Source organism: Staphylococcus sp. SM3655 (assembly GCF_016917315.1).
GTDB lineage: Bacteria > Bacillota > Bacilli > Staphylococcales > Staphylococcaceae > Staphylococcus > Staphylococcus aureus.
Genome location: NZ_CP070305.1, coordinates 1,543,938 through 1,569,117 on the forward strand (window position 1 = coordinate 1,543,938; position 25,180 = coordinate 1,569,117).

Genomic DNA, 25,180 nt, shown 5'->3' on the forward strand with positions numbered 1-25,180 from the left:
GCTTATTATTACAATTTGATTACAAATTTTAAATTTGTTAATTGAATGATAATATTAAATAAAGAAACTTACACAAGCAAATATGAGTTGTAGCCCAAAATACTTGTTAAATCAAAGTTGAAAGCTACAAATAATGAAAATTATAAACTTGAATCTGAAAGTAATTACTATAATTATGACAATGTTAACTTTTAAACGCACTTATTAATTAACTACATAATGTTAATATCTAATTTATTCAAGTACTTTCGCAAGATTTATTATCTAAATAACGGGGGAAAGAATCATGAGTTCACAAAAAAAGAAAATTAGTCTTTTTGCGTTCTTCTTATTAACCGTAATAACGATTACCTTGAAGACGTATTTTTCTTATTATGTTGATTTTTCTTTAGGTGTTAAAGGTTTAGTACAAAACTTAATATTATTGATGAATCCTTATAGTTTAGTAGCACTGGTTTTAAGTGTGTTCCTATTCTTTAAAGGCAAAAAAGCATTTTGGTTCATGTTCATAGGCGGCTTCTTATTGACGTTCCTATTATATGCCAATGTTGTGTACTTTAGATTCTTCTCTGATTTTTTAACGTTTAGTACTTTAAACCAAGTAGGTAACGTAGAATCTATGGGTGGTGCGGTTAGTGCATCATTCAAATGGTATGACTTTGTTTATTTCATTGATACGTTAGTTTACTTATTCATTTTAATATTTAAAACAAAATGGTTAGACACAAAAGCATTTAGTAAGAAATTTGTTCCTGTCGTAATGGCGGCTTCAGTAGCATTATTCTTCTTAAACTTAGCTTTTGCTGAAACTGACAGACCAGAATTATTAACACGTACATTTGACCATAAATATTTAGTGAAATATTTAGGACCTTATAACTTTACAGTATACGATGGTGTTAAAACTATCGAAAATAATCAACAAAAAGCGTTAGCATCTGAAGATGACTTAACAAAAGTATTAAATTATACGAAACAACGTCAAACAGAGCCTAACCCAGAATATTATGGGGTGGCAAAGAAGAAAAATATTATTAAGATTCATTTAGAAAGTTTCCAAACCTTCTTAATTAATAAAAAGGTTAATGGTAAAGAAGTAACACCGTTTTTAAACAAATTATCAAGTGGGAAAGAGCAATTCACATACTTCCCTAACTTTTTCCATCAAACAGGTCAAGGTAAAACATCTGACTCTGAATTTACAATGGATAACAGTTTATACGGTTTACCGCAAGGTTCTGCCTTTTCATTAAAAGGAGATAATACGTATCAGTCATTACCAGCAATTTTAGATCAAAAGCAAGGCTACAAATCTGATGTCATGCACGGTGACTATAAAACATTCTGGAACAGAGACCAAGTATATAAACACTTTGGTATCGATAAATTCTATGATGCAACATACTATGACATGTCAGATAAAAACGTTGTAAACTTAGGCTTGAAAGACAAAATTTTCTTTAAAGATTCTGCTAATTATCAAGCTAAGATGAAATCACCATTCTATTCTCATTTAATTACATTGACTAACCACTATCCATTCACATTAGATGAAAAGGATGCGACTATTGAGAAGTCAAACACAGGTGATGCAACAGTTGATGGTTATATTCAAACAGCGCGTTATTTAGACGAAGCATTAGAAGAATATATTAATGACTTGAAGAAAAAAGGATTATATGACAATTCAGTGATTATGATTTATGGTGACCACTATGGTATCTCTGAAAACCATAACAATGCCATGGAAAAACTATTAGGTGAAAAAATCACACCAGCTAAATTTACAGATTTAAACAGAACTGGTTTCTGGATTAAAATCCCTGGTAAATCTGGTGGTATCAATAATGAATATGCTGGTCAAGTCGATGTAATGCCAACAATTTTACATTTGGCTGGTATAGATACGAAGAATTATTTAATGTTCGGTACTGATTTATTCTCTAAAGGTCATAATCAAGTAGTTCCATTCAGAAATGGTGACTTTATAACAAAAGATTATAAATATGTTAATGGTAAGATTTATTCTAATAAAAATAATGAACTCATAACTACTCAACCAGCTGATTTCGAAAAGAATAAAAAGCAAGTTGAAAAGGATCTCGAAATGAGTGACAACGTGCTTAATGGTGATTTGTTTAGATTCTACAAAAATCCAGACTTCAAAAAGGTAAATCCTTCGAAGTATAAATATGAAACAGGACCTAAAGCAAACTCTAAAAAATAATATTTAAACACGAACTCGGATTGATAAAATATCAATCCGGGTTTTATTATGTTCTTTTATATTATGTTTTACATTATATGTGTTGATAAAAAGGTATATTATAAAGATCGTTAGCATAGTCATCAAAGCCTTATCAAGTTTTATTTATAGTTGAAGCAACAATATATTAAATTATGACACTTAACAGTATCGATTTCTTTTGATTTCAAAAAGGTGTATAATGTATAGAACTGATTTAAGTACGTAGAGATTTCAACAGAAGAAGGAAGATGGGTATGGAAGCATATAAAATTGAACATTTAAATAAATCTTATGCCGATAAGATTATATTCGATAATCTAGATTTATCAATTTCAGAAGGTGAAAAAATAGGTTTAGTAGGCATAAATGGTACAGGGAAAAGTACGTTGTTAAAAGTAATTGGTGGTATTGATGATGATTTTACAGCCAATGTTATGCATCCAAATCAATATCGAATTCGATATTCGTCTCAGAAACAGGACCTTAATGAAGATATGACAGTTTTTGATGCAGTATTAAGTTCTGATACAACAACTTTACGCATCATCAAGCAATATGAGCAGACAGTACAAGCTTATGCGGATGACCAAAGTGATAAATTGTTCAAGCGAATGATGGATGCGCAAGATGCTATGGATCAACATGATGCTTGGGACTATAACGCTGAAATTAAAACAATCCTCTCAAAACTAGGTATACATGATACTACTAAATACATTAAAGAATTATCCGGCGGACAACAAAAACGTGTTGTACTTGCTAAAACATTAATAGAACAACCAGATTTATTGTTATTAGATGAACCTACGAACCATTTAGACTTCGAATCAATCAGCTGGTTGATCAATTATGTGAAGCAATATCCTCATACAGTTTTATTCGTAACCCATGATCGATATTTTTTAAATGAAGTTTCCACTAGAATTATTGAACTAAACAGAGGTAAGTTAGCGTCATATCCTGGCAACTATGAATCTTATATTGAAATGCGCGCTGAAAGAGAAGTAACACTTCAAAAGCAACAACAAAAGCAACGAGCTTTATATAAGGAAGAACTTGCTTGGATGAGGGCTGGAGCTAAGGCTCGTACTACAAAGCAACAAGCTAGAATTAATCGATTTAATGACCTAGAAAATGAAGTTAACCAGCAATATAAAGACGATAAAGGTGAATTGAATCTTGCTTATTCAAGATTAGGTAAGCAAGTGTTCGAATTAGAAGACTTATCAAAGGCTATTAATGATAAAGTATTATTTGAACATCTGACGGAAATTATTCAAAAAGGTGAGCGTATTGGTGTTGTTGGGCCAAATGGAGCTGGTAAAACAACACTCTTAAATATTTTGAGTGGAGAAGACCAACAATTCGAAGGTAAATTGAAGACTGGGCAGACGGTTAAAGTAGCTTATTTTAAGCAAACTGATGAGACCCTGGATAGAGATATTCGTATGATTGATTATTTAAGAGAAGAAAGTGAGATCGCAAAAGAAAAAGATGGAACCTCGGTATCTATTACACAACTTCTTGAACGATTTTTATTTCCAAGTGCAACTCATGGTAAAAAAGTTTATAAATTATCTGGTGGAGAGCAAAAGCGCTTGTATTTATTACGTCTACTCGTACACCAGCCAAATGTTCTGTTGTTAGATGAACCGACAAATGATTTAGATACTGAGACTTTAACAATACTTGAAGATTATATTCATACTTTCGGTGGTACAGTGATTACCGTAAGCCATGATCGCTACTTCTTAAATAAAGTTGCACAGTCATATTGGTTTATTCATGATGGTCAGATGGAAAAGATTATCGGAACTTTTGAAGATTATGAAAGTTATAAAAAATCATTAGATAAAAATAAATCCACATTGAAGCAACAATCTAAATCTTCTACAACTGTACGTAAGAAAAATGGTTTATCATATAAAGAAAAATTAGAATATGAACAATTGATGAAACGCATAGAACAAGCGGAAGTAAGAATGGAAGAAATTGATGTGCTCATGATTGAGGCAAGTGCAGATTATGGGAAAATTAAAGAATTAAACGAAGAAAAAGAACAACTTGAAATTCAATATGATTTAGACATCACAAGATGGAGTGAGTTAGAAGAAATTAAAGAACAACAATAAGGGGTCAATTTATGATGCAACAAACATTATCGCATTACTTTGGGTATGAAACGTTTCGACCAGGACAAGAAGAAATTATTAGCAAAGTATTAGACCATCGTAATGTGCTTGGTGTCTTACCAACTGGTGGAGGTAAGTCTATATGCTATCAAGTACCAGGTTTATTGTTAGGTGGTACAACAATTGTAATAAGTCCACTAATATCATTAATGAAAGATCAAGTGGATCAATTAAAAGCGATGGGAATTCAAGCTGCTTTTTTAAATAGTAGTTTGACTCAAAAAGAGCAACAACGTATTGAAAAAGCATTATCAAATGGAGAAATTCAATTTTTGTATGTTGCACCAGAACGATTTGAAAACCGATATTTTTTAAATATGCTTCAGCGTATAAAGATTCACTTAGTCGCGTTTGATGAAGCGCATTGTATTTCTAAATGGGGTCATGATTTCAGGCCGAGTTACCAAAATGTTATTTCAAAAGTATTTACGTTACCTCAAGATTTTACAATAATAGCGTTGACAGCAACTGCCACGGTTGAAGTACAGCAAGATATTAGAGAAAAGTTAAATATCGCTCAAACTGATCAAATTAAAACGAGTACTAAGCGTAGAAACTTAATTTTTAAAGTAAATCCTACTTATCAACGTCAAAAATTTATATTGGATTATATTAAAACACACGATGAAGATGCAGGTATTATTTATTGTTCTACACGTAAGCAAGTTGAAGAGCTTCAAGAAGCCTTAGAAAGTCAGAAAATTGAAAGTGTTATATATCATGCAGGTTTGAGCAATAAAGAAAGAGAAGAAGCGCAGAATGATTTCTTATTTGATCGTGTTAAAGTAGTCGTTGCTACAAATGCTTTTGGTATGGGTATTGATAAATCCAATGTACGCTTTGTTATTCATTATAATATGCCTGGAGATTTAGAATCTTATTATCAAGAAGCGGGTCGTGCAGGTCGTGACGAGTTAAAAAGTGAATGTATTTTGTTATTTAGCGAACGCGATATCAATTTACACGAGTATTTTATAACAGTCTCTCAAGCTGATGATGACTATAAAGATAAAATGGGCGAAAAGTTAACTAAAATGATTCAATATACAAAAACAAAAAAATGTCTAGAAGCAACAATTGTCCATTATTTTGAACCGAATGAAAAATTAGAAGAATGTGAACAATGTAGTAATTGTGTTCAACAAGATAAATCATATAATATGACACAAGAAGCTAAGATGATTATTAGTTGCATCGCTCGTATGAAACAACAAGAGAGTTATAGTGTTATCATTCAAGTGTTAAGAGGAGAGTCAACAGATTATATTAAGTATAAAGGTTATGACCAAATTTCAACCCATGGTTTAATGAAAGGTTACACAACATCAGAATTAAGTCACTTAATAGATGAATTAAGATTCAAAGGGTTCTTAAATGAAAATGATGAAATATTAATGTGTGATACTTCAATTAAAAAATTACTCAGTAATGAAGTAGAAGTATTCACAACACCATTTAAGCAAAAAGCGACTGAAAAAGTATTTATAAATACGGTTGAAGGGGTTGACCGAGTATTATTCAGTCAGTTGGTAGAAGTTCGTAAAAAGTTAAGTGACAAATTAACGATAGCACCTGTAAGTATATTTTCTGATTACACGTTGGAGGAATTTGCTAAACGTAAGCCTGCTTCGAAACAAGATATGATTAATATTGATGGCGTAGGTAGTTACAAATTAAAACATTATTGTCCAGCATTTTTAGAAACGATTCAAAATTATAAAGCCAAAGTATAGTGAAGACACCTAGTAAGCATTCCTTGTTTTACTGGGTGTTTTTTTGAATTCAAGGTAAAATAACACTATTTCTTAACTGGAGATTACCTATTATTCATTATTTTATTAAAAAAGTTCAAGGATAAATCATTTAAATTTGAAAATTGTAATAAACGTGGTTAAATAGGGAATACATACATATAATCTCGGTTTTATGCTATGAGAAAAAAAGAGGTGGCAAAGTGATTAAGTTTAAAAATGTAACTAAGCGTTATGGCAAACATGTTGCTGTCGATAACATTAGTTTCAATATTAATGAGGGTGAATTTTTTGTGCTAATTGGACCTTCAGGTTGTGGAAAAACTACGACATTAAAAATGATTAATCGACTCATTCACTTAAGTGAAGGTTATATTTATTTTAAAGATAAACCAATAAGTGATTATCCAGTATACGAAATGCGTTGGGATATTGGATACGTATTGCAGCAGATTGCATTATTCCCACATATGACAATCAAAGAAAATATTGCACAAGTGCCACAAATGAAAAAGTGGAAAGAAAAAGATATAGATAAAAGAGTAGATGAATTACTTGAAATGGTTGGATTAGAACCTGAAAAATATAAAAACAGAAAACCTGATGAATTGTCAGGGGGGCAACGACAACGTGTAGGAGTTATACGTGCGTTAGCAGCTGATCCACCAGTTATTTTAATGGATGAACCGTTTAGTGCATTAGACCCAATCAGCCGAGAAAAACTTCAAGATGATTTAATTGAATTACAAACTAAAATTAAGAAGACAATCATATTTGTTACACATGATATTCAAGAGGCGATGAAACTTGGTGATAAGATTTGTCTTTTGAATGAAGGGCATATTGAACAAATTGACACACCAGAAGGATTTAAAAATAATCCTCAAAGTGAATTTGTTAAACAATTTATGGGTAGTCATTTAGAAGATGATGCGCCATGTGTTGAAGAGAACGCAATTATCCGTGACTTGGATATTATGAAACCAATCGATGAGGTTACATCTATGAGCGCTTATCCAATTGTTTATGACAATCAACCAATTGAAGTATTGTATCAACTTTTATCAGAGAGCGAGCGTGTCATTGTCATGCAAGAAGATAGCGTAGGTCAATATGTTATTGATAGGAAAGATATCTTCAAATATTTGTCCCAGAAAAAGGAGGTAGCTCAACATGACTAACTTTTTCGACATATTGAGTGAACGTAAGGGGCAACTCTTTTCGACAATGATAGAACATATTCAAATATCATTTATCGCATTATTGATTGCAACTGCTATTGCGGTACCATTAGGTATTTTATTAACGAAGACTAAAACGATATCTGAAATCGTAATGAATATTGCGGCAATTCTTCAAACCATACCATCGTTGGCATTATTAGGTTTAATGATTCCTTTATTTGGTATCGGTCGTGTGCCAGCAATTATTGCACTTGTAGTGTATGCGTTGTTACCAATTTTAAGGAATACGTATACTGGAATTAAAGAAGTTGATCCATCACTCATTGAAGCGGCTAAAGGTATAGGTATGAAACCATTTAGACGTTTAACTAAAGTCGAACTTCCGATAGCAATGCCTGTTATAATGGCTGGTGTAAGAACGGCTATGGTATTAATTATAGGTACAGCAACACTAGCAGCATTAATTGGTGCAGGCGGACTAGGAGATTTAATTTTATTAGGTATAGACCGTAACAATGCATCGTTGATATTATTAGGTGCAATTCCAGCAGCCTTATTGGCAATTATATTTGATTTAATTTTAAGATTTATGGCTAAATTATCTTATAAAAAGTTATTGATGACGTTAGGTGTTATAGTGATGATTATTATACTGGCTATCGCTATTCCTATGTTTGCACAAAAAGGTGATAAAATTACGTTAGCTGGAAAGCTTGGCTCCGAGCCTTCGATTATTACAAATATGTATAAAATTTTAATAGAAGAAGAGACCAAAAATACTGTAGAAGTGAAAGATGGTATGGGGAAAACAGCATTTTTATTTAATGCTTTAAAATCTGATGATATAGATGGGTATTTAGAGTTTACTGGAACAGTTTTAGGTGAATTAACAAAAGAACCATTGAAGTCAAAAGAAGAGAAAAAAGTTTATGAACAAGCTAAGCAAAGTCTTGAAAAGAAATATCAAATGACTATGTTAAAACCAATGAAGTATAACAATACGTATGCTTTAGCTGTAAAACGTGATTTTGCTAAACAACATAATATACGTACAATTGGTGATTTAAATAAGGTTAAAGATCAACTTAAACCAGGATTTACATTGGAATTTAATGATCGTCCAGATGGTTACAAAGCTGTTCAAAAGGCTTATAATTTAAATTTAGATAACATACGTACAATGGAACCTAAGTTGAGATATCAAGCGATCAATAAAGGTAATATTAATTTAATAGATGCATATTCAACTGACGCTGAATTAAAACAATATGATATGGTTGTGTTAAAAGATGATAAGCACGTATTTCCACCATATCAAGGAGCACCATTATTTAAAGAAAGCTTTTTAAAGAAACATCCAGAAATTAAGAAACCGTTAAACAAACTAGAAAACAAAATATCTGATGAAGATATGCAAATGATGAACTATAAAGTAACAGTTAAAAATGAAGACCCATATACAGTTGCGAAAGATTATTTAAAAGCAAAAGGGTTAATCAAATAACGACCAACGCCACATAAGATGCGTAACACCAAATTATATCTTATGTGGCGTTGTTATATTTAAATCTATAATTATGTTCAATTTAAACATGCAATAATGATTAAAAAATATGACATGTTAAACACAATGTAAGCTATTATGATGTGAAAATAGTAGCATTGCATTTTAGAAACATAGAGCGATATAATGAATATAAGTTTTTTAAAATTTCAGTTAATTCTAAGGAGGTTGTTTTTATTATGAAAGAACAACTTAATCAACTATCAGCATATCAGCCTGGTTTATCTCCAAGGGCATTGAAAGAAAAGTATGGCATTGAAGGAGATTTATATAAACTTGCATCAAATGAAAATTTGTATGGACCATCGCCTAAAGTTAAAGAAGCGATATCAGCACACTTAGATGAGTTATATTATTATCCTGAAACAGGATCACCGACATTAAAAGCGGCGATTAGTAAACATTTAAATGTAGATCAATCACGCATTTTATTTGGTGCGGGATTAGATGAAGTTATATTAATGATTTCTAGAGCAGTATTAACGCCAGGGGATACTATTGTTACAAGTGAAGCGACATTCGGTCAATATTATCACAATGCGATTGTTGAATCAGCTAATGTGATACAAGTACCTTTAAAAGATGGTGGCTTCGATTTAGAAGGTATTTTAAAAGAAGTTAATGAAGATACGTCATTGGTATGGTTATGTAATCCAAATAATCCTACAGGTACATATTTTAATCATGAGAGCTTAGATTCGTTTTTATCTCAAGTACCTCTACATGTACCAGTAATTATAGATGAAGCTTATTTTGAATTTGTGACAGCAGAGGACTACCCGGATACACTTGCTTTGCAACAAAAATATGACAATGCTTTCTTATTACGTACATTTTCAAAGGCGTATGGATTAGCGGGTTTACGTGTAGGATATGTGGTAGCAAGTGAACATGCGATTGAAAAATGGAACATCATTAGACCACCATTTAATGTGACACGTATATCTGAATACGCAGCAGTTGCAGCACTTGAAGATCAACAATATTTAAAAGAGGTAACACATAAAAATAGTGTTGAACGCGAAAGATTTTATCAATTACCTCAAAGTGAGTATTTCTTGCCAAGTCAAACGAATTTTATATTTGTAAAAACAAAGCGGGTAAATGAACTTTATGAAGCACTTTTAAATGTAGGGTGTATTACGCGACCATTTCCAACTGGTGTTAGAATTACAATTGGTTTTAAAGAACAAAATGATAAAATGTTAGAAGTTTTATCAAACTTTAAATACGAATAGTAAGTGGGGAGTGGGACAGAAATCAATGTTCTGTGCTCTACGAAGTTATATTGGCAGTAGTTGACTGAACGAAAATGCGCTTGTAACAAGATTTTTTCAATTCTAGTCAACCTTGCCGGGGTGGGACGACGAAATAAATTTTGCGAAAATATCATTTCTGTCCCACTCCCAATGCAGTGTGAATGATGAGGTGAGAGTATTCAGTGTAAAAAGCAACAATAGATGATATTGTTTTGTATCAATTGCTTTTTTGCTATACTGAATCAATACTGATATTTTGAGGAGAAGATTAAAATGACCCGTAAATCAATCGCGATTGATATGGATGAAGTATTGGCAGATACATTAGGAGAAATCATTGATGTTGTCAATTTTAGAGCGGATTTAGGTATTAAAATGGAAGCTTTGAATGGTCAAAAACTTAAACATGTTATTCCTGAACATGATGGATTAATTACAGAAGTATTGAGAGAACCAGGCTTCTTCAGACATCTTAAAGTGATGCCACATGCACAAGAAGTTGTGAAAAAATTAACTGAACATTATGATGTATATATTGCTACAGCAGCAATGGATGTACCAACATCATTTAGTGATAAATATGAATGGTTACTAGAGTTCTTTCCATTTTTAGATCCTCAGCATTTTGTTTTTTGTGGTAGAAAAAACATCGTTAAAGCTGATTATTTAATAGATGACAATCCTAGACAGCTTGAAATTTTTACTGGTACACCGATTATGTTTACAGCAGTGCATAATATTAATGATGATCGATTTGAACGCGTAAATAGCTGGAAAGATGTAGAACAGTATTTTTTAGATAATATTGAGAAATAAAATATATCACTTGAAAAATTTCATGTAGAAAAGATGATGGATAGGCTATAAAGTAATTGTGACTGAGATGAACTTTTATGTCTTAGACACTACAACACTATATTGGCAGTAGTTGACTGCGGGGCCCCAACACAGAGAAATTGGATTCCCAATTTCTACAGACAATGCAAGTTGGCGGGGCCCCAACATAGAGAAATTGGAACGCCAATTTCTACAGACAATGCAAGTTGGGGTGGTCCCCAACATAAAGAAATACTTTTTCTTTAGAAATTAGTATTTCTTATGCATGAGTGTAACTCATGCATTCATATTTTTAAGTACACATTAGCTGTGACTAATGATAAAGAATCGCTACATAATCAATCATTAGTCGTTCTTTATCATTTCCGTCCCGCTCTCAATAAATGTTAGTCTATCTCATTATTATAAATCGGATGAATGTGTTAATCTATGGCAGATTACACGTCATCCGATTTTTTATAGAATTTGAAAAAGACGCATAAACCACTATGATTTAAAATACAACATCAATCATTTTAGTGGCATGCGCCAAAATTATATGTCTGTTTTTGAAACAGGGTAATAGCTTAAAGCTAATAAAAACGAATATAAGGTGCGTTGAATCTTATGATTATACTCCAAACCTAATATAATATCGGGTTAAGATCATTCCGGATGCTTACAAATCATTGACAGTAAGTAACTGAATGGCATTTGGTATAACCTCAATATCAATAGGTGTTTCTAATGAAATTTCGCCATCAATATCAACTTTCATTGCTGGATCTGTTGTAAGTGAAATCTTTTTACCAGGTATATGCTCAATACCTTGAGTAATTTCATTCCAATTCATGCTATCACGCTTTTTAAAAATATCATTTAAAATACTGAAACTTTGTTCATTAAAAATGAAAGTGTTCAGTTCACCATCTTGAGGAGACAAATCAGTCAATGGTATACGACTACCACCAATGAATGGACCATTTGCTGTTAGTATCATGGTCGTTTCGCCAGAATATGTCTTATCATCTATTGATAATTGATAATTAAATTGTGTTGGATTTAGCAGTGTTTTGACAGTTGATCCAATATAACTCAATTTACCAAATATATCTTTTGAACCATCTTGTACGTTTTCAGCGTTTTGAACAATGAGACCTAAGCCAACAAAGTTGAGTGCATATTGATTATTTATTTTAATTACATCGTATGTACCAACTTGTGCAGAAATCATTTGTTCACTAGCTTGTTTATGATTAGGTGCTATATTTAGCGTTTTTGTAAAATCATTAAAAGTACCGCCTGGTAAAATGCCAATAGGGAGTTGAAGGTCATGTGACATAACACCATTTATAAGTTCGTTAACCGTGCCATCACCGCCAAGAATAAATAATATATCTACATCTTTTGCATAGTTTTTAGTTTTGATTTCTTGGCAATATTTAATAATGTCACCTTCGTTTTCACTCAATTGAATAGAAAGATGCTTACAAATTGAACTTAATGCTGTTGTAACTTCCCCAATACCTTGATTAATATTTTTTAATCCACTGTGTTCATGGTAAAAGAGGACACCATGTGTATATTTATTTTCCATAGTTTAGCCTACTTTCTAAAAATTGGTTCATTAAATATATATACCCACTTTTAATTGTTAATACCAAAAATATGTTTTAAATAGAGAAAATGGTAATAACTGACATTGATGTCTATAGAGTGGGACGAGAAAATATAGTTATAGCTGTCTATATCGAGCATATTAAGCTTTTATTTATACTGATATCTTGAATTTAATTAATAGAAACCTATAAAAAAACAGTAAGCCATTTAAATGACTTACTGTTTTTTAATTTAGGCCAACAATATTAACGAATACCTTTCATTGCTTTAATAATTAAAGGTGAGAATGCTAATACAATTGTTGTAACAATAATTGCAACAACACCTAGGAAAATAAAGTAATTTGTTTGACCTAGTGGTTCTATTAACTTAACTAAAGTACCATTGATTGCTTGTGCAGAAGCGTTAGTTAAGTACCAAATACTCATCATTTGGGCATTAAATGCTTTAGGTGCTAACTTAACAGCAGCACTATTACCCGTTGGTGATAAGCATAGCTCACCGATAACACAAATAATGTACGATAAAATAACCCAGTTAACTGAGAAGTTTGATGAACCTGATGCATAACCTACAATACCAATTAGTATGTATGACGCACCTGCTAAGAACGTACCAATTGCAAATTTTACTGGCAGGCTAGGTTGTTTAGTTCCAAGCTTTTGCCATAAAAGTGAAATAATTGGAGCTAGTAATAAAATAAATAATGGGTTAATTGATTGGAAGATCGCTTCACCAAAGTTTGTTTTCCAACCAAATAAGTTTAATTTCATATCTGAATGTTCAATTCCATATATGTTTAATACATTAGACCCTTGTTCTTGAATAGCCCAGAACACCATTCCAAGAATAAATAATGGAATAAATGCTTTAACACGAGAACGTTCAGTATCAGTGACATCTTTACTTCTAATAATTAAAGTGAAGTAAATGATTGGTAATGCAATACCTAATACTAAAACAGTATTACTAACTAAGTTAAATGATAATGAATTAGTTAATGCACCAATAACGATAATTAATACAATTGCTAAAACAACACTTCCGATAATAAGACCATACTTTTTCTTTTCAGCTGGTGTCAATGGGTTAGTAGGTTTCATACCAACGCTACCTAAGTTTTTGCGGTTGAAAAGTACATACCATACTAAACCTAATGCCATACCAACTGCTGCAATCAAGAATCCGCCGTGGAAGTTTTTAACATTAACAAAGTGTTGCAAAATAATAGGTGATAATAATGCACCCATATTAACTGACATATAGAAAATAACAAAACCTGCATCCATACGTCTATCATTTTCAGGATATAAACGGCCAACGATATTTGAAATGTTTGGCTTCATTAAACCTGAACCAATAATGATGAAGAACATTGATGTGAATAAGCCGATTAATGCAAATGGTAAGCTTAAACAAATATGTCCGATAATAATAAAGACTGCACCTAATAAAGTAGCGCCTCTAGTACCTGTAATTCTGTCAGCAATCCATCCGCCTGGTATTGATGTCATATAGATTAATGAACCATAAACTGACATAATTGACATAGCTGTTGTTTTATCAATTCCAAGGCCATTATCTGTTACGGCAAAGTACATGTAGAAAATGAGTAGGGCACGCATGCCATAATAACTAAACCTTTCCCAGAACTCTACAAAGAAGAGTACGCCTAGTCCTCGAGGATGCCCGAAAAATCCTGTTTGAGGTATGTCTTGAATTTGATTTCCATGGGAGTTTTGTTGTGTCATGTATACATCCCATCCTTTCTTCCCCTAATACAATAGTTTAAGTAAATTTGATTGTGCCTTATCAACTAAATATTCCAACAAATCACAAAAAAATAAAAATATTGAGAATATTCTGTTATTAAGCGCGCACAATTAATTAGAGATAATATAAAAATATACTTATTGACGTTAAAGTGCAATAGGTTTCTATAAAAATGTTGTTTAATTCGTGTACTAATATTCTTTTGGTGTACTTTGGTATAAAATGTTATTTTAATGTAACCTATTATGTATGCTAAATGAAAAACACACCAATAAGTTAGGAAAATCAACTTATTGGTGTGTTTATTAAATGATACATTTAACGATTATCTATTTTTTCGGGATATAAATCATGATTCATCAAACGATGCTCAGCCATTTTTTCATATTTAGAATTTGGACGTCCATAGTTTGTATAAGGATCAATAGAAATTCCACCACGTGGTGTGAACTTGCCCCAGACTTCAATATAATGTGGGTCCATAAGCTCTATCAAATCATTCATAATAATATTCATACAATCTTCGTGAAAATCACCGTGATTTCTGAAACTAAATAAGTATAATTTCAAAGATTTTGATTCAACCATTTTAACATTTGGAATATATGAAATATAGATAGTTGCAAAATCTGGTTGCCCAGTAATTGGACATAATGATGTAAATTCTGGACAGTTGAATTTTACGAAATAGTCACGACCTTGATGCTTATTATCAAACGATTCTAATACATCAGGACGATAGTCAAAATTGTAAGTATTGTCTTGATTTCCTAATAAAGTTATATCTTGTAATTCATCTTGTTGACGGCCATGTGCCATATAAAGCGCTCCTTTAAATTTATTTTTTTATTATTTTGGCGTCTCGGCGTGCTTTTTCAAACATGTAATAACTTGCACCGATAATAACGACGTAACCTAATGTTGCATAGAAATCTGGAGATTCTCCGAATAGAATAAATCCAAGTATTGCTGTGAAAATTATAGATGCATACGTGAAAATAGAAATATCTTTTGCTGCTGCAAAACTATATGCTAATGTAACACCAATTTGACCCACAGCGGCAGCTAAGCCAGCCCCTAATAGATAAAGTATTTGCATCTGACTCATTGGTTCATAGGTATATGCAGTGAAAGGTATTAAAACGATGACAGAAAATAAGGAGAAGTAAAATACTATAGTATATGGTGCTTCTCTTGTACTAAGTGCTCGAACACATGTATATGCTGATGCTGCAAAAATACCTGAGAATAAGCCAGCTAATGATGGAATCATAGATGATGAAAATTCAGGTTTCACTATTAAAAGCATACCTAAAATAGCAATTATCATTGCTGTAATTTGATACTTCCTTACCTTTTCATGTAAGAAAACAATGCTTAATAAAATCGTCCAGAAAGGATTGAGTTTCATTAATGAATCGGCATCACTAAGTACCATATGATCAATGGCATAAATATTTAACAATACACCAATAAGTCCAAGTGTTGATCGTGTTATTAATAAGGGTTGACTTGAAAGTCTGCCAAACATTGGCTGATGGTATTTATATATAAAAAATAATGGAATAAACATTGCTACTAAGTTTCGTGCTAATGATTTTTGAAAAACAGGAAGGTCACCTGCAAGTCTGAAAAACACTGACATAAAACTGAAACCAATAGCCGAAATTAAAATGGCAATGATACCTTTTACTTTAGGATTCAATTTTATCGCCTCTTTTATATAAAATTAACGTATTTATATTAGCATAAAACAACATGTTGTGCATAAATAGTTGAAATTTACTATAAAAAGACTATAATAGACTGTACCGAACAAACGTTCTGTGTTTATTTGTCGGAATAATAGGGCATTACACTTTTATGAATGTTTGTGTTATTACATAAAACAAATATCAATTCAGTATCAAGCTAATAAGCTTTTTCTTGATTTCTGTTGATACAATTGAGATTGACACAGATTTAAAAAAATCAAGTGATATCTACTAAAAAATTTTTTTAAATTTGTTCAAGTTTTTCTAATTTAGTATTGGTGCCTAGTTGGAACGTTTTACGAACATTCGATTAGAAAATGGCACTTTAAATCATAGTGTGTCTTATGTATAATGAAACACATAATATAGTGTTGGTGAAACGAAAAAGACACAATATCTTGTGTTTTGTATGCAAATGCTTTATTTATGAAGAAATTACATTTAAAAGTAATTTAACACAGAAATTTAATAGTTATTATCAATTAATAGTCATATTTTTAGAAAATGTACTGAGCAAATGGAAGATATCCAATGATGTAAACACTACATATAGTGATTTTTATACATTCAACCCATATAAGCTACTATTTTCTCAAATATAAATCTATGCAATTGGTTTACATTTGAGAAAATAAGTAGCTTCATTATAGTTAATACAATGCTGAGATAACCATAGTAACCATGTTGTTAAAGCATTTTTTAATTGGAATGACTACTTTATTTAAAAGGGTTGAAGAAAGAAGGTGATCCAATGAAAATAATATATTTTTCATTTACTGGAAATGTCCGTCGTTTTATTAAGAGAACAGAACTTGAAAATACGCTTGAGATTACAGCAGAAAATTGTATGGAACCAGTTCATGAACCGTTTATTATCGTTACTGGCACTATTGGATTTGGAGAAGTACCAGAACCCGTTCAATCTTTTTTAGAAGTTAATCATCAATACATCAGAGGTGTGGCAGCTAGCGGTAATCGAAATTGGGGACTAAATTTCGCAAAAGCGGGTCGCACGATATCAGAAGAGTATAATGTCCCTTTATTAATGAAGTTTGAGTTACATGGAAAAAACAAAGACGTTATTGAATTTAAGAACAAGGTGGGTAATTTTAATGAAAACCATGGAAGAGAAAAAGTACAATCATATTGAATTAAATAATGAGGTCACTAAACGAAGAGAAGATGGATTCTTTAGTTTAGAAAAAGACCAAGAAGCTTTAGTAGCTTATTTAGAAGAAGTAAAAGACAAAACAATCTTCTTCGACACTGAAATCGAGCGTTTACGTTATTTAGTAGACAACGATTTTTATTTCAATGTGTTTGATATTTATAGTGAAGCGGATCTAATTGAAATCACTGATTATGCAAAATCAATCCCGTTTAATTTTGCAAGTTATATGTCAGCTAGTAAATTTTTCAAAGATTACGCTTTGAAAACAAATGATAAAAGTCAATACTTAGAAGACTATAATCAACACGTTGCCATTGTTGCTTTATACCTAGCAAATGGTAATAAAGCACAAGCTAAACAATTTATTTCTGCTATGGTTGAACAAAGATATCAACCAGCGACACCAACATTTTTAAACGCAGGCCGTGCGCGTCGTGGTGAGCTAGTGTCATGTTTCTTATTAGAAGTGGATGACAGCTTAAATTCAATTAACTTTATTGATTCAACTGCAAAACAATTAAGTAAAATTGGGGGCGGCGTTGCAATTAACTTATCTAAATTGCGTGCACGTGGTGAAGCAATTAAAGGAATTAAAGGCGTAGCGAAAGGCGTTTTACCTATTGCTAAGTCACTTGAAGGTGGCTTTAGCTATGCAGATCAACTTGGTCAACGCCCTGGTGCTGGTGCTGTGTACTTAAATATCTTCCATTATGATGTAGAAGAATTTTTAGATACTAAAAAAGTAAATGCGGATGAAGATTTACGTTTATCTACAATATCAACTGGTTTAATTGTTCCATCTAAATTCTTCGATTTAGCTAAAGAAGGTAAGGACTTTTATATGTTTGCACCTCATACAGTTAAAGAAGAATATGGTGTGACATTAGACGATATCGATTTAGAAAAATATTATGATGACATGGTTGCAAACCCAAATGTTGAGAAAAAGAAAAAGAATGCGCGTGAAATGTTGAATTTAATTGCGCAAACACAATTACAATCAGGTTATCCATATTTAATGTTTAAAGATAATGCTAACAGAGTGCATCCGAATTCAAACATTGGACAAATTAAAATGAGTAACTTATGTACGGAAATTTTCCAACTACAAGAAACTTCAATTATTAATGACTATGGTATTGAAGACGAAATTAAACGTGATATTTCTTGTAACTTGGGCTCATTAAATATTGTTAATGTAATGGAAAGCGGAAAATTCAGAGATTCAGTTCACTCTGGTATGGACGCATTAACTGTTGTGAGTGATGTAGCAAATATTCAAAATGCACCAGGAGTTAGAAAAGCTAACAGTGAATTACATTCAGTTGGTCTTGGTGTGATGAATTTACACGGTTACCTAGCAAAAAATAAAATTGGTTATGAGTCAGAAGAAGCAAAAGATTTTGCAAATATCTTCTTTATGATGATGAATTTCTACTCAATCGAACGTTCAATGGAAATCGCTAAAGAGCGTGGTATCAAATATCAAGACTTTGAAAAGTCTGATTATGCTAATGGCAAATATTTCGAGTTCTATACAACTCAAGAATTTGAACCTCAATTCGAAAAAGTACGTGAATTATTCGATGGTATGGCTATTCCTACTTCTGAGGATTGGAAGAAACTACAACAAGATGTTGAACAATATGGTTTATATCATGCATATAGATTAGCAATTGCTCCAACACAAAGTATTTCTTATGTTCAAAATGCAACAAGTTCTGTAATGCCAATCGTTGACCAAATTGAACGTCGTACTTATGGTAATGCGGAAACATTTTACCCTATGCCATTCTTATCACCACAAACAATGTGGTACTACAAATCAGCATTCAATACTGATCAGATGAAATTAATCGATTTAATTGCGACAATTCAAACGCATATTGACCAAGGTATCTCAACAATCCTTTATGTTAATTCTGAAATTTCTACACGTGAGTTAGCAAGATTATATGTATATGCGCACTATAAAGGATTAAAATCACTTTACTATACTAGAAATAAATTATTAAGTGTAGAAGAATGTACAAGTTGTTCTATCTAACAATTAAATGTTGAAAATGACAAACAGCTAATCATCTGGTCTGAATTAGCAGATGATTAGACTGCTATGTCTGTATTTGTCAATTATTGAGTAACATTACAGGAGGAAATTATATTCATGATAGCTGTTAATTGGAACACACAAGAAGATATGACGAATATGTTTTGGAGACAAAATATATCTCAAATGTGGGTTGAAACAGAATTTAAAGTATCAAAAGACATTGCAAGTTGGAAGACTTTATCTGAAGCTGAACAAGACACATTTAAAAAAGCATTAGCTGGTTTAACAGGCTTAGATACACATCAAGCAGATGATGGCATGCCTTTAGTTATGCTACATACGACTGACTTAAGGAAAAAAGCAGTTTATTCATTTATGGCGATGATGGAGCAAATACACGCGAAAAGCTATTCACATATTTTCACAACACTATTACCATCTAGTGAAACAAACTACCTATTAGATGAATGGGTTTTAGAGGAACCCCATTTAAAATATAAATCTGATAAAATTGTTGCTAATTATCACAAACTTTGGGGTAAAGAAGCTTCGATATACGACCAATATATGGCCAGAGTTACGAGTGTATTTTTAGAAACATTCTTATTCTTCTCAGGTTTCTATTATCCACTATATCTTGCTGGTCAAGGGAAAATGACGACATCAGGTGAAATCATTCGTAAAATTCTTTTAGATGAATCTATTCATGGTGTATTTACCGGTTTAGATGCACAGCATTTACGAAATGAACTATCTGAAAGTGAGAAACAAAAAGCAGATCAAGAAATGTATAAATTGCTAAATGACTTGTATTTAAATGAAGAGTCATACACAAAAATGTTATACGATGATCTTGGAATCACTGAAGATGTGCTAAACTATGTTAAATATAATGGAAACAAAGCACTTTCAAACTTAGGCTTTGAACCTTATTTTGAGGAACGTGAATTTAACCCAATCATTGAGAATGCCTTAGATACAACAACTAAAAACCATGACTTCTTCTCAGTAAAAGGTGATGGTTATGTATTAGCATTAAACGTAGAAGCATTACAAGATGATGACTTTGTATTTGACAACAAATAACAATTAAATTAAAAGACCTTCACATGTAAAGGGAAATAGCGATTCGTTTCGTCTTGTCTCCTACATGTTGAAGGTCTTTTTTTATGTGTATCTAACTCATTATGAGTCTGAGTAAGAAATCAATGCTCTAAGATGTACAATGCTATTTATATTGGCAGTAGTTGGCGGGGCCCCAACACAGAAGCAGGCGGAAAGTCAGCTAACAATATTGTGCAAGTTGGCGGGGCCCCAACATAGAAGCAGGCGGAAAGTCAGCTAACAATATTGTGCAAGTTGGCGGGGCCCCAACATAAAAGCAGGCGGAAAGTCAGCTAACAATATTGTGCAAGTTCGGGCGGGGCCCCAACATAAAGAAAAACTTTTTCCTTTAGAAATTATCACTTCCACATGAGTTTTACTCATGTATTCCTATTTTTAAGTACACATTAGCTGAGGCTAATGTTAAGAACCACTACTTAATCAATCATTAGTAGTTTTTATCATTTCCACTATTCCCAGACATCAAAATCTTAAGTGTTCTATTTTACTTTAAGTAAACAAAATACACATTCCGAAAAATTAAATTTCAGTTTAATTGCAAATATCAATAAAATTGACACTAAATTATTTGAAAGGCTATTGAAATTATGGTCAAAAAACGCTACTATTAATGAGAAATATTATCAATGATAATGATTATCATTAATTTAAAGGGAGAAAAATTTGTAATGAAGTATTTATTAAAGGGAAATATTTTGCTTCTATTACTAATATTGTTGACAATTATTTCGTTGTTCATAGGTGTGAGTGAACTATCAATTAAAGATTTACTACATTTAACTGAGTCACAGCGGAATATTTTATTCTCAAGCCGAATACCAAGGACGATGAGTATTTTAATTGCTGGAAGTTCGTTGGCTTTAGCAGGCTTGATAATGCAACAAATGATGCAAAATAAGTTTGTTAGTCCGACTACAGCTGGAACGATGGAATGGGCTAAACTAGGTATTTTAATTGCTTTATTGTTCTTTCCAACCGGTCATATTTTATTAAAACTAGTATTTGCTGTTATTTGCAGTATTTGCGGTACGTTTTTATTTGTTAAAATCATTGATTTTATAAAAGTGAAAGATGTCATTTTTGTACCGCTTTTAGGAATTATGATGGGTGGGATTGTTGCAAGTTTCACAACCTTCATCTCATTGCGCACGAATGCTGTTCAAAGCATTGGTAACTGGCTTAACGGGAACTTTGCCATTATCACAAGTGGACGCTATGAAATTTTATATTTAAGTATTCCTCTTTTAGCATTGACATATCTTTTTGCTAATCATTTCACGATTGTAGGAATGGGTAAAGACTTTACTAATAATTTAGGTTTGAGTTACGAAAAATTAATTAACATCGCATTGTTTATTACTGCAACTATTACAGCATTGGTAGTGGTGACTGTTGGAACATTACCGTTCTTAGGACTAGTAATACCAAATATTATTTCAATTTATCGAGGTGATCATTTGAAAAATGCTATCCCTCATACGATGATGTTAGGTGCCATCTTTGTATTATTTTCTGATATAGTTGGCAGAATTGTTGTTTATCCATATGAAATAAATATTGGTTTAACAATAGGTGTATTTGGAACAATCATTTTCCTTATCTTGCTTATGAAAGGTAGGAAAAATTATGCGCAACAATAATAAAAAAATAATGCTTTTAATTGCAGTAACGTTATTAATTAGTATGCTGTACTTATTTGTAGGTATTGATTTTGAAATATTTGAATATCAATTTTCAAGTCGTTTAAGAAAGTTCATATTAATTATTTTAGTAGGTGCTGCCATTGCAACTTCAGTGGTGATTTTTCAAGCGATTACAAATAACCGTCTATTGACACCATCAATAATGGGGTTAGATGCAGTTTATTTATTTATCAAAGTATTGCCAGTCTTTTTATTTGGAATTCAATCGGTATGGGTTACTAATGTATATTTGAACTTTATATTAACACTTATAACGATGGTGTTATTCGCACTAATCCTATTCCAAGGTATCTTTAAAATCGGACATTTTTCAATTTATTTTATCTTACTTATTGGTGTCCTTTTAGGAACATTTTTTAGAAGCATAACAGGTTTTATTCAACTGATTATGGATCCTGAGTCATTTTTAGCAATACAAAGTAGTATGTTTGCTAATTTTAATGCTTCTAATTCGAATTTAGTTACTTTCTCAGCAGTGCTATTAGTAATCTTATTAGTCATTACAATTTTACTATTGCCTTATTTAGATGTATTGCTTTTAGGTCGTGCTGAAGCAATTAATCTTGGGATATCGTATGAAAAATTAACGCGAATTCTACTTGTAATAGTCTCAGTTTTAGTTTCTGTGTCAACTGCATTAGTAGGACCAATTACATTTTTAGGTTTATTAACTGTAAATCTAGCGCATGAACTAATGAAGACGTATGAACATAAGTATATTTTAATTGCGACAATTTGCTTGAGTTGGATTAGTTTATTTAGTGCGCAATGGGTAGTTGAAAATGTGTTTGAAGCTACGACAGAAATGAGTATACTTATTGATTTGATTGGTGGAAGTTATTTCATTTATCTATTAGTTAGAAGGAGAAATGCGCAATGATTCAAGTTGAAAATTTAACTAAAACTATAAATAATCAAATGATATTGGAAGATATTAGCATAGATATCGAAAAAGGTAAATTGACTTCTTTAATTGGACCTAATGGTGCGGGTAAGAGTACTTTACTTTCAGCGATATGTAGGTTAATTCGTTTTGAGAACGGTGAAGTGAAAATAGATGGACAGCTCATGTCTGATTATAAAAATAATGACTTGTCGAAAAAAATATCTATATTAAAACAAACAAACCATACTGAAATGAATATTACGGTAGAGCAGTTGGTAAACTTTGGACGATTCCCTTATTCTAAAGGTCGTTTGACGAAAGAGGATCATGATATTGTCAATGATGCGCTAGATTTGTTGCAACTACAAGATATCAGAAATCGTAATATTAAGTCATTATCTGGTGGACAACGTCAGCGTGCATACATTGCAATGACAATAGCACAAGATACTGAATATATTTTGCTAGATGAACCATTAAATAATTTAGATATGAAGCATGCTGTTCAAATTATGCAAACGTTAAAAATGTTAGCGCATAAAATGAATAAAGCGATTGTCATTGTGTTACATGATATTAACTTTGCGTCCTGTTATTCAGATCAGATTGTAGCATTGAAAAACGGACAACTAGTTAAGTCAGATTTGAAAGATAATGTCATTCAAAGTAGTGTTTTAAGTGATTTATATGACATGAATATTCAAATTGAACATATAAGAAATCAAAGGATTTGTTTATATTTTAAGGATTGATAATTTGGAGACACTTTAAAGGGGGGATGCGCCAATTAAAGAAGGGTTAAACGTAAAGCATTTATTTATATTTCACATCAAGCACACAGATTAAGCCAAAAGAGGAGAATATTATATTATGAAGAAAACAGTCTTATATTTAGTATTAGCAGTAATGTTTTTATTAGCGGCATGCGGTAACAATTCTGATAAAGAACAATCAAAATCAGAAACTAAAGGTTCTAAAGATACAGTAAAAATTGAAAATAACTATAAAATGCGTGGCGAGAAAAAAGATGGTAGTGACGCTAAAAAAGTTAAAGAAACTGTTGAAGTACCAAAAAATCCTAAAAATGCAGTTGTGTTAGACTATGGCGCATTAGATGTAATGAAAGAAATGGGCTTATCAGATAAAGTAAAAGCATTACCTAAAGGGGAAGGCGGTAAGTCATTACCGAATTTCTTAGAATCATTTAAAGATGATAAATATACAAACGTTGGTAATTTAAAAGAAGTGAATTTTGATAAAATTGCTGCGACGAAACCCGAAGTAATCTTTATCTCTGGACGTACAGCTAATCAAAAGAATTTAGATGAATTCAAAAAAGCTGCACCTAAAGCGAAAATTGTTTATGTTGGTGCAGATGAAAAGAACTTAATTGGTTCAATGAAACAAAACACTGAAAATATCGGAAAAATTTACGATAAAGAAGATAAAGCTAAAGAATTAAATAAAGATTTAGATAACAAAATTGCTTCAATGAAAGATAAAACGAAAAACTTCAATAAAACTGTTATGTATTTACTAGTTAACGAAGGTGAATTATCAACATTTGGACCTAAAGGTCGTTTTGGTGGATTAGTTTACGATACATTAGGATTCAATGCAGTTGATAAAAAAGTAAGTAATAGCAATCATGGACAAAATGTTTCTAACGAATATGTTAATAAAGAAAATCCAGATGTTATTTTAGCGATGGATAGAGGTCAAGCGATAAGTGGTAAATCAACTGCGAAACAAGCATTAAATAATCCTGTATTAAAAAATGTTAAAGCAATTAAAGAAGACAAAGTATATAATTTAGATCCTAAATTATGGTACTTTGCAGCTGGATCAACTACAACTACAATTAAACAAATTGAGGAACTTGATAAAGTTGTAAAATAATTTTAAAAGAGGGGAACAATGGTTAAAGGTCTTAATCATTGCTCCCCTCTTTTCTTTAAAAAAGGAAATCTGGGACGTCAATCAATGTCCTAGACTCTAAAATGTTCTGTTGTCAGTCGTTGGTTGAATGAACATGTACTTGTAACAAGTTCATTTCAATACTAGTGGGCTCCAAACATAGAGAA

General features: G+C 31.7%; 21 protein-coding genes. 16 read left to right on the forward strand and 5 right to left on the reverse strand.

Annotation, left to right across the window (positions count from 1 at the left end; genetic code table 11):
- Positions 1 to 286: 286 nt before the first annotated feature.
- The 7 genes from ltaS to JQN76_RS07635 all read left to right on the forward strand — a co-directional run bounded on the left by ltaS (position 287) and on the right by JQN76_RS07635 (position 11,014).
- A complete protein-coding gene (ltaS, locus tag JQN76_RS07605; RefSeq protein WP_000098285.1) occupies positions 287 to 2,227 on the forward strand; it encodes a polyglycerol-phosphate lipoteichoic acid synthase LtaS in 1,941 nt (646 codons plus the stop codon).
- Between the two features lie 269 nt (positions 2,228 to 2,496).
- The gene (locus JQN76_RS07610) at positions 2,497 to 4,380 is read left to right on the forward strand and encodes an ABC-F family ATP-binding cassette domain-containing protein (protein WP_000525103.1); all 1,884 of its coding nucleotides are present in this window, start codon (positions 2,497 to 2,499) and stop codon (positions 4,378 to 4,380) included.
- Between the two features lie 11 nt (positions 4,381 to 4,391).
- On the forward strand, positions 4,392 to 6,173 hold the full coding sequence (gene recQ / locus JQN76_RS07615) for a DNA helicase RecQ (protein WP_001836972.1): 1,782 nt from the start codon (positions 4,392 to 4,394) through the stop codon (positions 6,171 to 6,173).
- A 221-nt stretch (positions 6,174 to 6,394) separates the two neighbouring features.
- Positions 6,395 to 7,372 carry an ABC transporter ATP-binding protein gene (locus JQN76_RS07620; RefSeq protein WP_000589260.1) on the forward strand — a complete coding sequence of 326 codons (978 nt, stop codon included), beginning with the start codon at positions 6,395 to 6,397 and terminating at the stop codon, positions 7,370 to 7,372.
- Positions 7,365 to 8,879: an ABC transporter permease/substrate-binding protein gene (locus tag JQN76_RS07625; RefSeq protein ID WP_000180991.1), complete on the forward strand. Its 1,515-nt coding sequence runs from the start codon at positions 7,365 to 7,367 to the stop codon at positions 8,877 to 8,879. The genes JQN76_RS07620 and JQN76_RS07625 overlap by 8 nt, the downstream gene beginning before the upstream one ends.
- Positions 8,880 to 9,118: 239 nt before the next feature.
- Complete coding sequence (gene hisC / locus JQN76_RS07630) at positions 9,119 to 10,177, forward strand: histidinol-phosphate transaminase (RefSeq protein WP_000663025.1); 1,059 nt, start codon at positions 9,119 to 9,121, stop codon at positions 10,175 to 10,177.
- Positions 10,178 to 10,471: 294 nt separating this feature from the next.
- The gene (locus JQN76_RS07635) at positions 10,472 to 11,014 is read left to right on the forward strand and encodes a 5' nucleotidase, NT5C type (protein ID WP_000197275.1); all 543 of its coding nucleotides are present in this window, start codon (positions 10,472 to 10,474) and stop codon (positions 11,012 to 11,014) included.
- A 679-nt stretch (positions 11,015 to 11,693) separates the two neighbouring features.
- Here JQN76_RS07635 and JQN76_RS07640 read toward each other — a convergent pair.
- Positions 11,694 to 12,611 carry a diacylglycerol/lipid kinase family protein gene (locus tag JQN76_RS07640; protein WP_000429006.1) on the reverse strand — a complete coding sequence of 306 codons (918 nt, stop codon included), beginning with the start codon at positions 12,609 to 12,611 and terminating at the stop codon, positions 11,694 to 11,696.
- 89 nt (positions 12,612 to 12,700) lie between these two features.
- Between JQN76_RS07640 and JQN76_RS07645 the strand changes: the two genes are divergently transcribed.
- The gene (locus tag JQN76_RS07645) at positions 12,701 to 12,802 is read left to right on the forward strand and encodes a hypothetical protein (RefSeq protein WP_031797439.1); all 102 of its coding nucleotides are present in this window, start codon (positions 12,701 to 12,703) and stop codon (positions 12,800 to 12,802) included.
- Positions 12,803 to 12,879: 77 nt separating this feature from the next.
- On the opposite strand, the gene JQN76_RS07650 is transcribed toward JQN76_RS07645, so the two are convergent.
- The 4 genes from JQN76_RS07650 to JQN76_RS07660 all read right to left on the reverse strand — a co-directional run bounded on the left by JQN76_RS07650 (position 12,880) and on the right by JQN76_RS07660 (position 16,112).
- Entirely contained in the window at positions 12,880 to 14,385 is a 1,506-nt protein-coding gene (locus tag JQN76_RS07650) for a peptide MFS transporter (RefSeq protein ID WP_000193751.1), read from the reverse strand.
- A gap of 65 nt (positions 14,386 to 14,450) precedes the next feature.
- Positions 14,451 to 14,696 carry a hypothetical protein gene (locus JQN76_RS14200; RefSeq protein WP_001788366.1) on the reverse strand — a complete coding sequence of 82 codons (246 nt, stop codon included), beginning with the start codon at positions 14,694 to 14,696 and terminating at the stop codon, positions 14,451 to 14,453.
- Positions 14,697 to 14,725: 29 nt separating this feature from the next.
- Positions 14,726 to 15,226, reverse strand: a complete 501-nt coding sequence (gene queF / locus JQN76_RS07655) for a preQ(1) synthase (protein WP_000930014.1) — start codon at positions 15,224 to 15,226, stop codon at positions 14,726 to 14,728.
- Positions 15,227 to 15,245: 19 nt separating this feature from the next.
- Positions 15,246 to 16,112, reverse strand: coding sequence for a DMT family transporter (locus JQN76_RS07660; protein WP_001068497.1), 867 nt, complete (start codon positions 16,110 to 16,112; stop codon positions 15,246 to 15,248).
- 800 nt (positions 16,113 to 16,912) lie between these two features.
- Here JQN76_RS07660 and nrdI point away from each other — a divergent pair.
- The 8 genes from nrdI (at position 16,913) to JQN76_RS07700 (ending at position 24,995) form a co-directional block, all read left to right on the forward strand.
- The gene (nrdI, locus tag JQN76_RS07665; protein WP_000692521.1) at positions 16,913 to 17,311 is read left to right on the forward strand and encodes a class Ib ribonucleoside-diphosphate reductase assembly flavoprotein NrdI; all 399 of its coding nucleotides are present in this window, start codon (positions 16,913 to 16,915) and stop codon (positions 17,309 to 17,311) included.
- Positions 17,274 to 19,379, forward strand: coding sequence for a class 1b ribonucleoside-diphosphate reductase subunit alpha (gene nrdE / locus JQN76_RS07670; RefSeq protein ID WP_000855505.1), 2,106 nt, complete (start codon positions 17,274 to 17,276; stop codon positions 19,377 to 19,379). The genes nrdI and nrdE overlap by 38 nt, the downstream gene beginning before the upstream one ends.
- Before the next feature lie 117 nt (positions 19,380 to 19,496).
- The gene (gene nrdF / locus JQN76_RS07675; protein ID WP_000562498.1) at positions 19,497 to 20,468 is read left to right on the forward strand and encodes a class 1b ribonucleoside-diphosphate reductase subunit beta; all 972 of its coding nucleotides are present in this window, start codon (positions 19,497 to 19,499) and stop codon (positions 20,466 to 20,468) included.
- 513 nt (positions 20,469 to 20,981) lie between these two features.
- Positions 20,982 to 21,137 carry a hypothetical protein gene (locus JQN76_RS07680; protein ID WP_000499195.1) on the forward strand — a complete coding sequence of 52 codons (156 nt, stop codon included), beginning with the start codon at positions 20,982 to 20,984 and terminating at the stop codon, positions 21,135 to 21,137.
- Positions 21,138 to 21,175: 38 nt separating this feature from the next.
- Positions 21,176 to 22,147: an ABC transporter permease gene (locus tag JQN76_RS07685; protein ID WP_000876318.1), complete on the forward strand. Its 972-nt coding sequence runs from the start codon at positions 21,176 to 21,178 to the stop codon at positions 22,145 to 22,147.
- Complete coding sequence (locus tag JQN76_RS07690; RefSeq protein ID WP_001245577.1) at positions 22,134 to 23,090, forward strand: iron chelate uptake ABC transporter family permease subunit; 957 nt, start codon at positions 22,134 to 22,136, stop codon at positions 23,088 to 23,090. Before JQN76_RS07685 ends, JQN76_RS07690 begins: the two co-directional genes overlap by 14 nt.
- Positions 23,087 to 23,848, forward strand: a complete 762-nt coding sequence (locus JQN76_RS07695) for an iron ABC transporter ATP-binding protein (protein ID WP_000616842.1) — start codon at positions 23,087 to 23,089, stop codon at positions 23,846 to 23,848. Before JQN76_RS07690 ends, JQN76_RS07695 begins: the two co-directional genes overlap by 4 nt.
- Positions 23,849 to 23,966: 118 nt before the next feature.
- Positions 23,967 to 24,995 carry a ferrated catecholamine ABC transporter substrate-binding lipoprotein SstD gene (locus JQN76_RS07700; protein WP_000754443.1) on the forward strand — a complete coding sequence of 343 codons (1,029 nt, stop codon included), beginning with the start codon at positions 23,967 to 23,969 and terminating at the stop codon, positions 24,993 to 24,995.
- Positions 24,996 to 25,180 lie beyond the last annotated feature (185 nt).

What these genes read in the sequence shown, in the direction of transcription:
- ltaS (WP_000098285.1), top strand. Translation starts at nt 287, where the DNA reads ATGAGTTCACAAAAAAAGAAAATTAGTCTTTTTGCGTTCTTCTTATTA.
- JQN76_RS07610 (WP_000525103.1), top strand. Translation starts at nt 2,497, where the DNA reads ATGGGTATGGAAGCATATAAAATTGAACATTTAAATAAATCTTATGCC.
- recQ (WP_001836972.1), top strand. Translation starts at nt 4,392, where the DNA reads ATGATGCAACAAACATTATCGCATTACTTTGGGTATGAAACGTTTCGA.
- JQN76_RS07625 (WP_000180991.1), top strand. Translation starts at nt 7,365, where the DNA reads ATGACTAACTTTTTCGACATATTGAGTGAACGTAAGGGGCAACTCTTT.
- hisC (WP_000663025.1), top strand. Translation starts at nt 9,119, where the DNA reads ATGAAAGAACAACTTAATCAACTATCAGCATATCAGCCTGGTTTATCT.
- JQN76_RS07635 (WP_000197275.1), top strand. Translation starts at nt 10,472, where the DNA reads ATGACCCGTAAATCAATCGCGATTGATATGGATGAAGTATTGGCAGAT.
- JQN76_RS07640 (WP_000429006.1), bottom strand. Translation starts at nt 12,611, where the DNA reads ATGGAAAATAAATATACACATGGTGTCCTCTTTTACCATGAACACAGT.
- JQN76_RS07645 (WP_031797439.1), top strand. Translation starts at nt 12,701, where the DNA reads ATGGTAATAACTGACATTGATGTCTATAGAGTGGGACGAGAAAATATA.
- JQN76_RS07650 (WP_000193751.1), bottom strand. Translation starts at nt 14,385, where the DNA reads ATGACACAACAAAACTCCCATGGAAATCAAATTCAAGACATACCTCAA.
- queF (WP_000930014.1), bottom strand. Translation starts at nt 15,226, where the DNA reads ATGGCACATGGCCGTCAACAAGATGAATTACAAGATATAACTTTATTA.
- nrdI (WP_000692521.1), top strand. Translation starts at nt 16,913, where the DNA reads ATGAAAATAATATATTTTTCATTTACTGGAAATGTCCGTCGTTTTATT.
- nrdE (WP_000855505.1), top strand. Translation starts at nt 17,274, where the DNA reads ATGAAAACCATGGAAGAGAAAAAGTACAATCATATTGAATTAAATAAT.
- nrdF (WP_000562498.1), top strand. Translation starts at nt 19,497, where the DNA reads ATGATAGCTGTTAATTGGAACACACAAGAAGATATGACGAATATGTTT.
- JQN76_RS07685 (WP_000876318.1), top strand. Translation starts at nt 21,176, where the DNA reads ATGAAGTATTTATTAAAGGGAAATATTTTGCTTCTATTACTAATATTG.
- JQN76_RS07690 (WP_001245577.1), top strand. Translation starts at nt 22,134, where the DNA reads ATGCGCAACAATAATAAAAAAATAATGCTTTTAATTGCAGTAACGTTA.
- JQN76_RS07695 (WP_000616842.1), top strand. Translation starts at nt 23,087, where the DNA reads ATGATTCAAGTTGAAAATTTAACTAAAACTATAAATAATCAAATGATA.
- JQN76_RS07700 (WP_000754443.1), top strand. Translation starts at nt 23,967, where the DNA reads ATGAAGAAAACAGTCTTATATTTAGTATTAGCAGTAATGTTTTTATTA.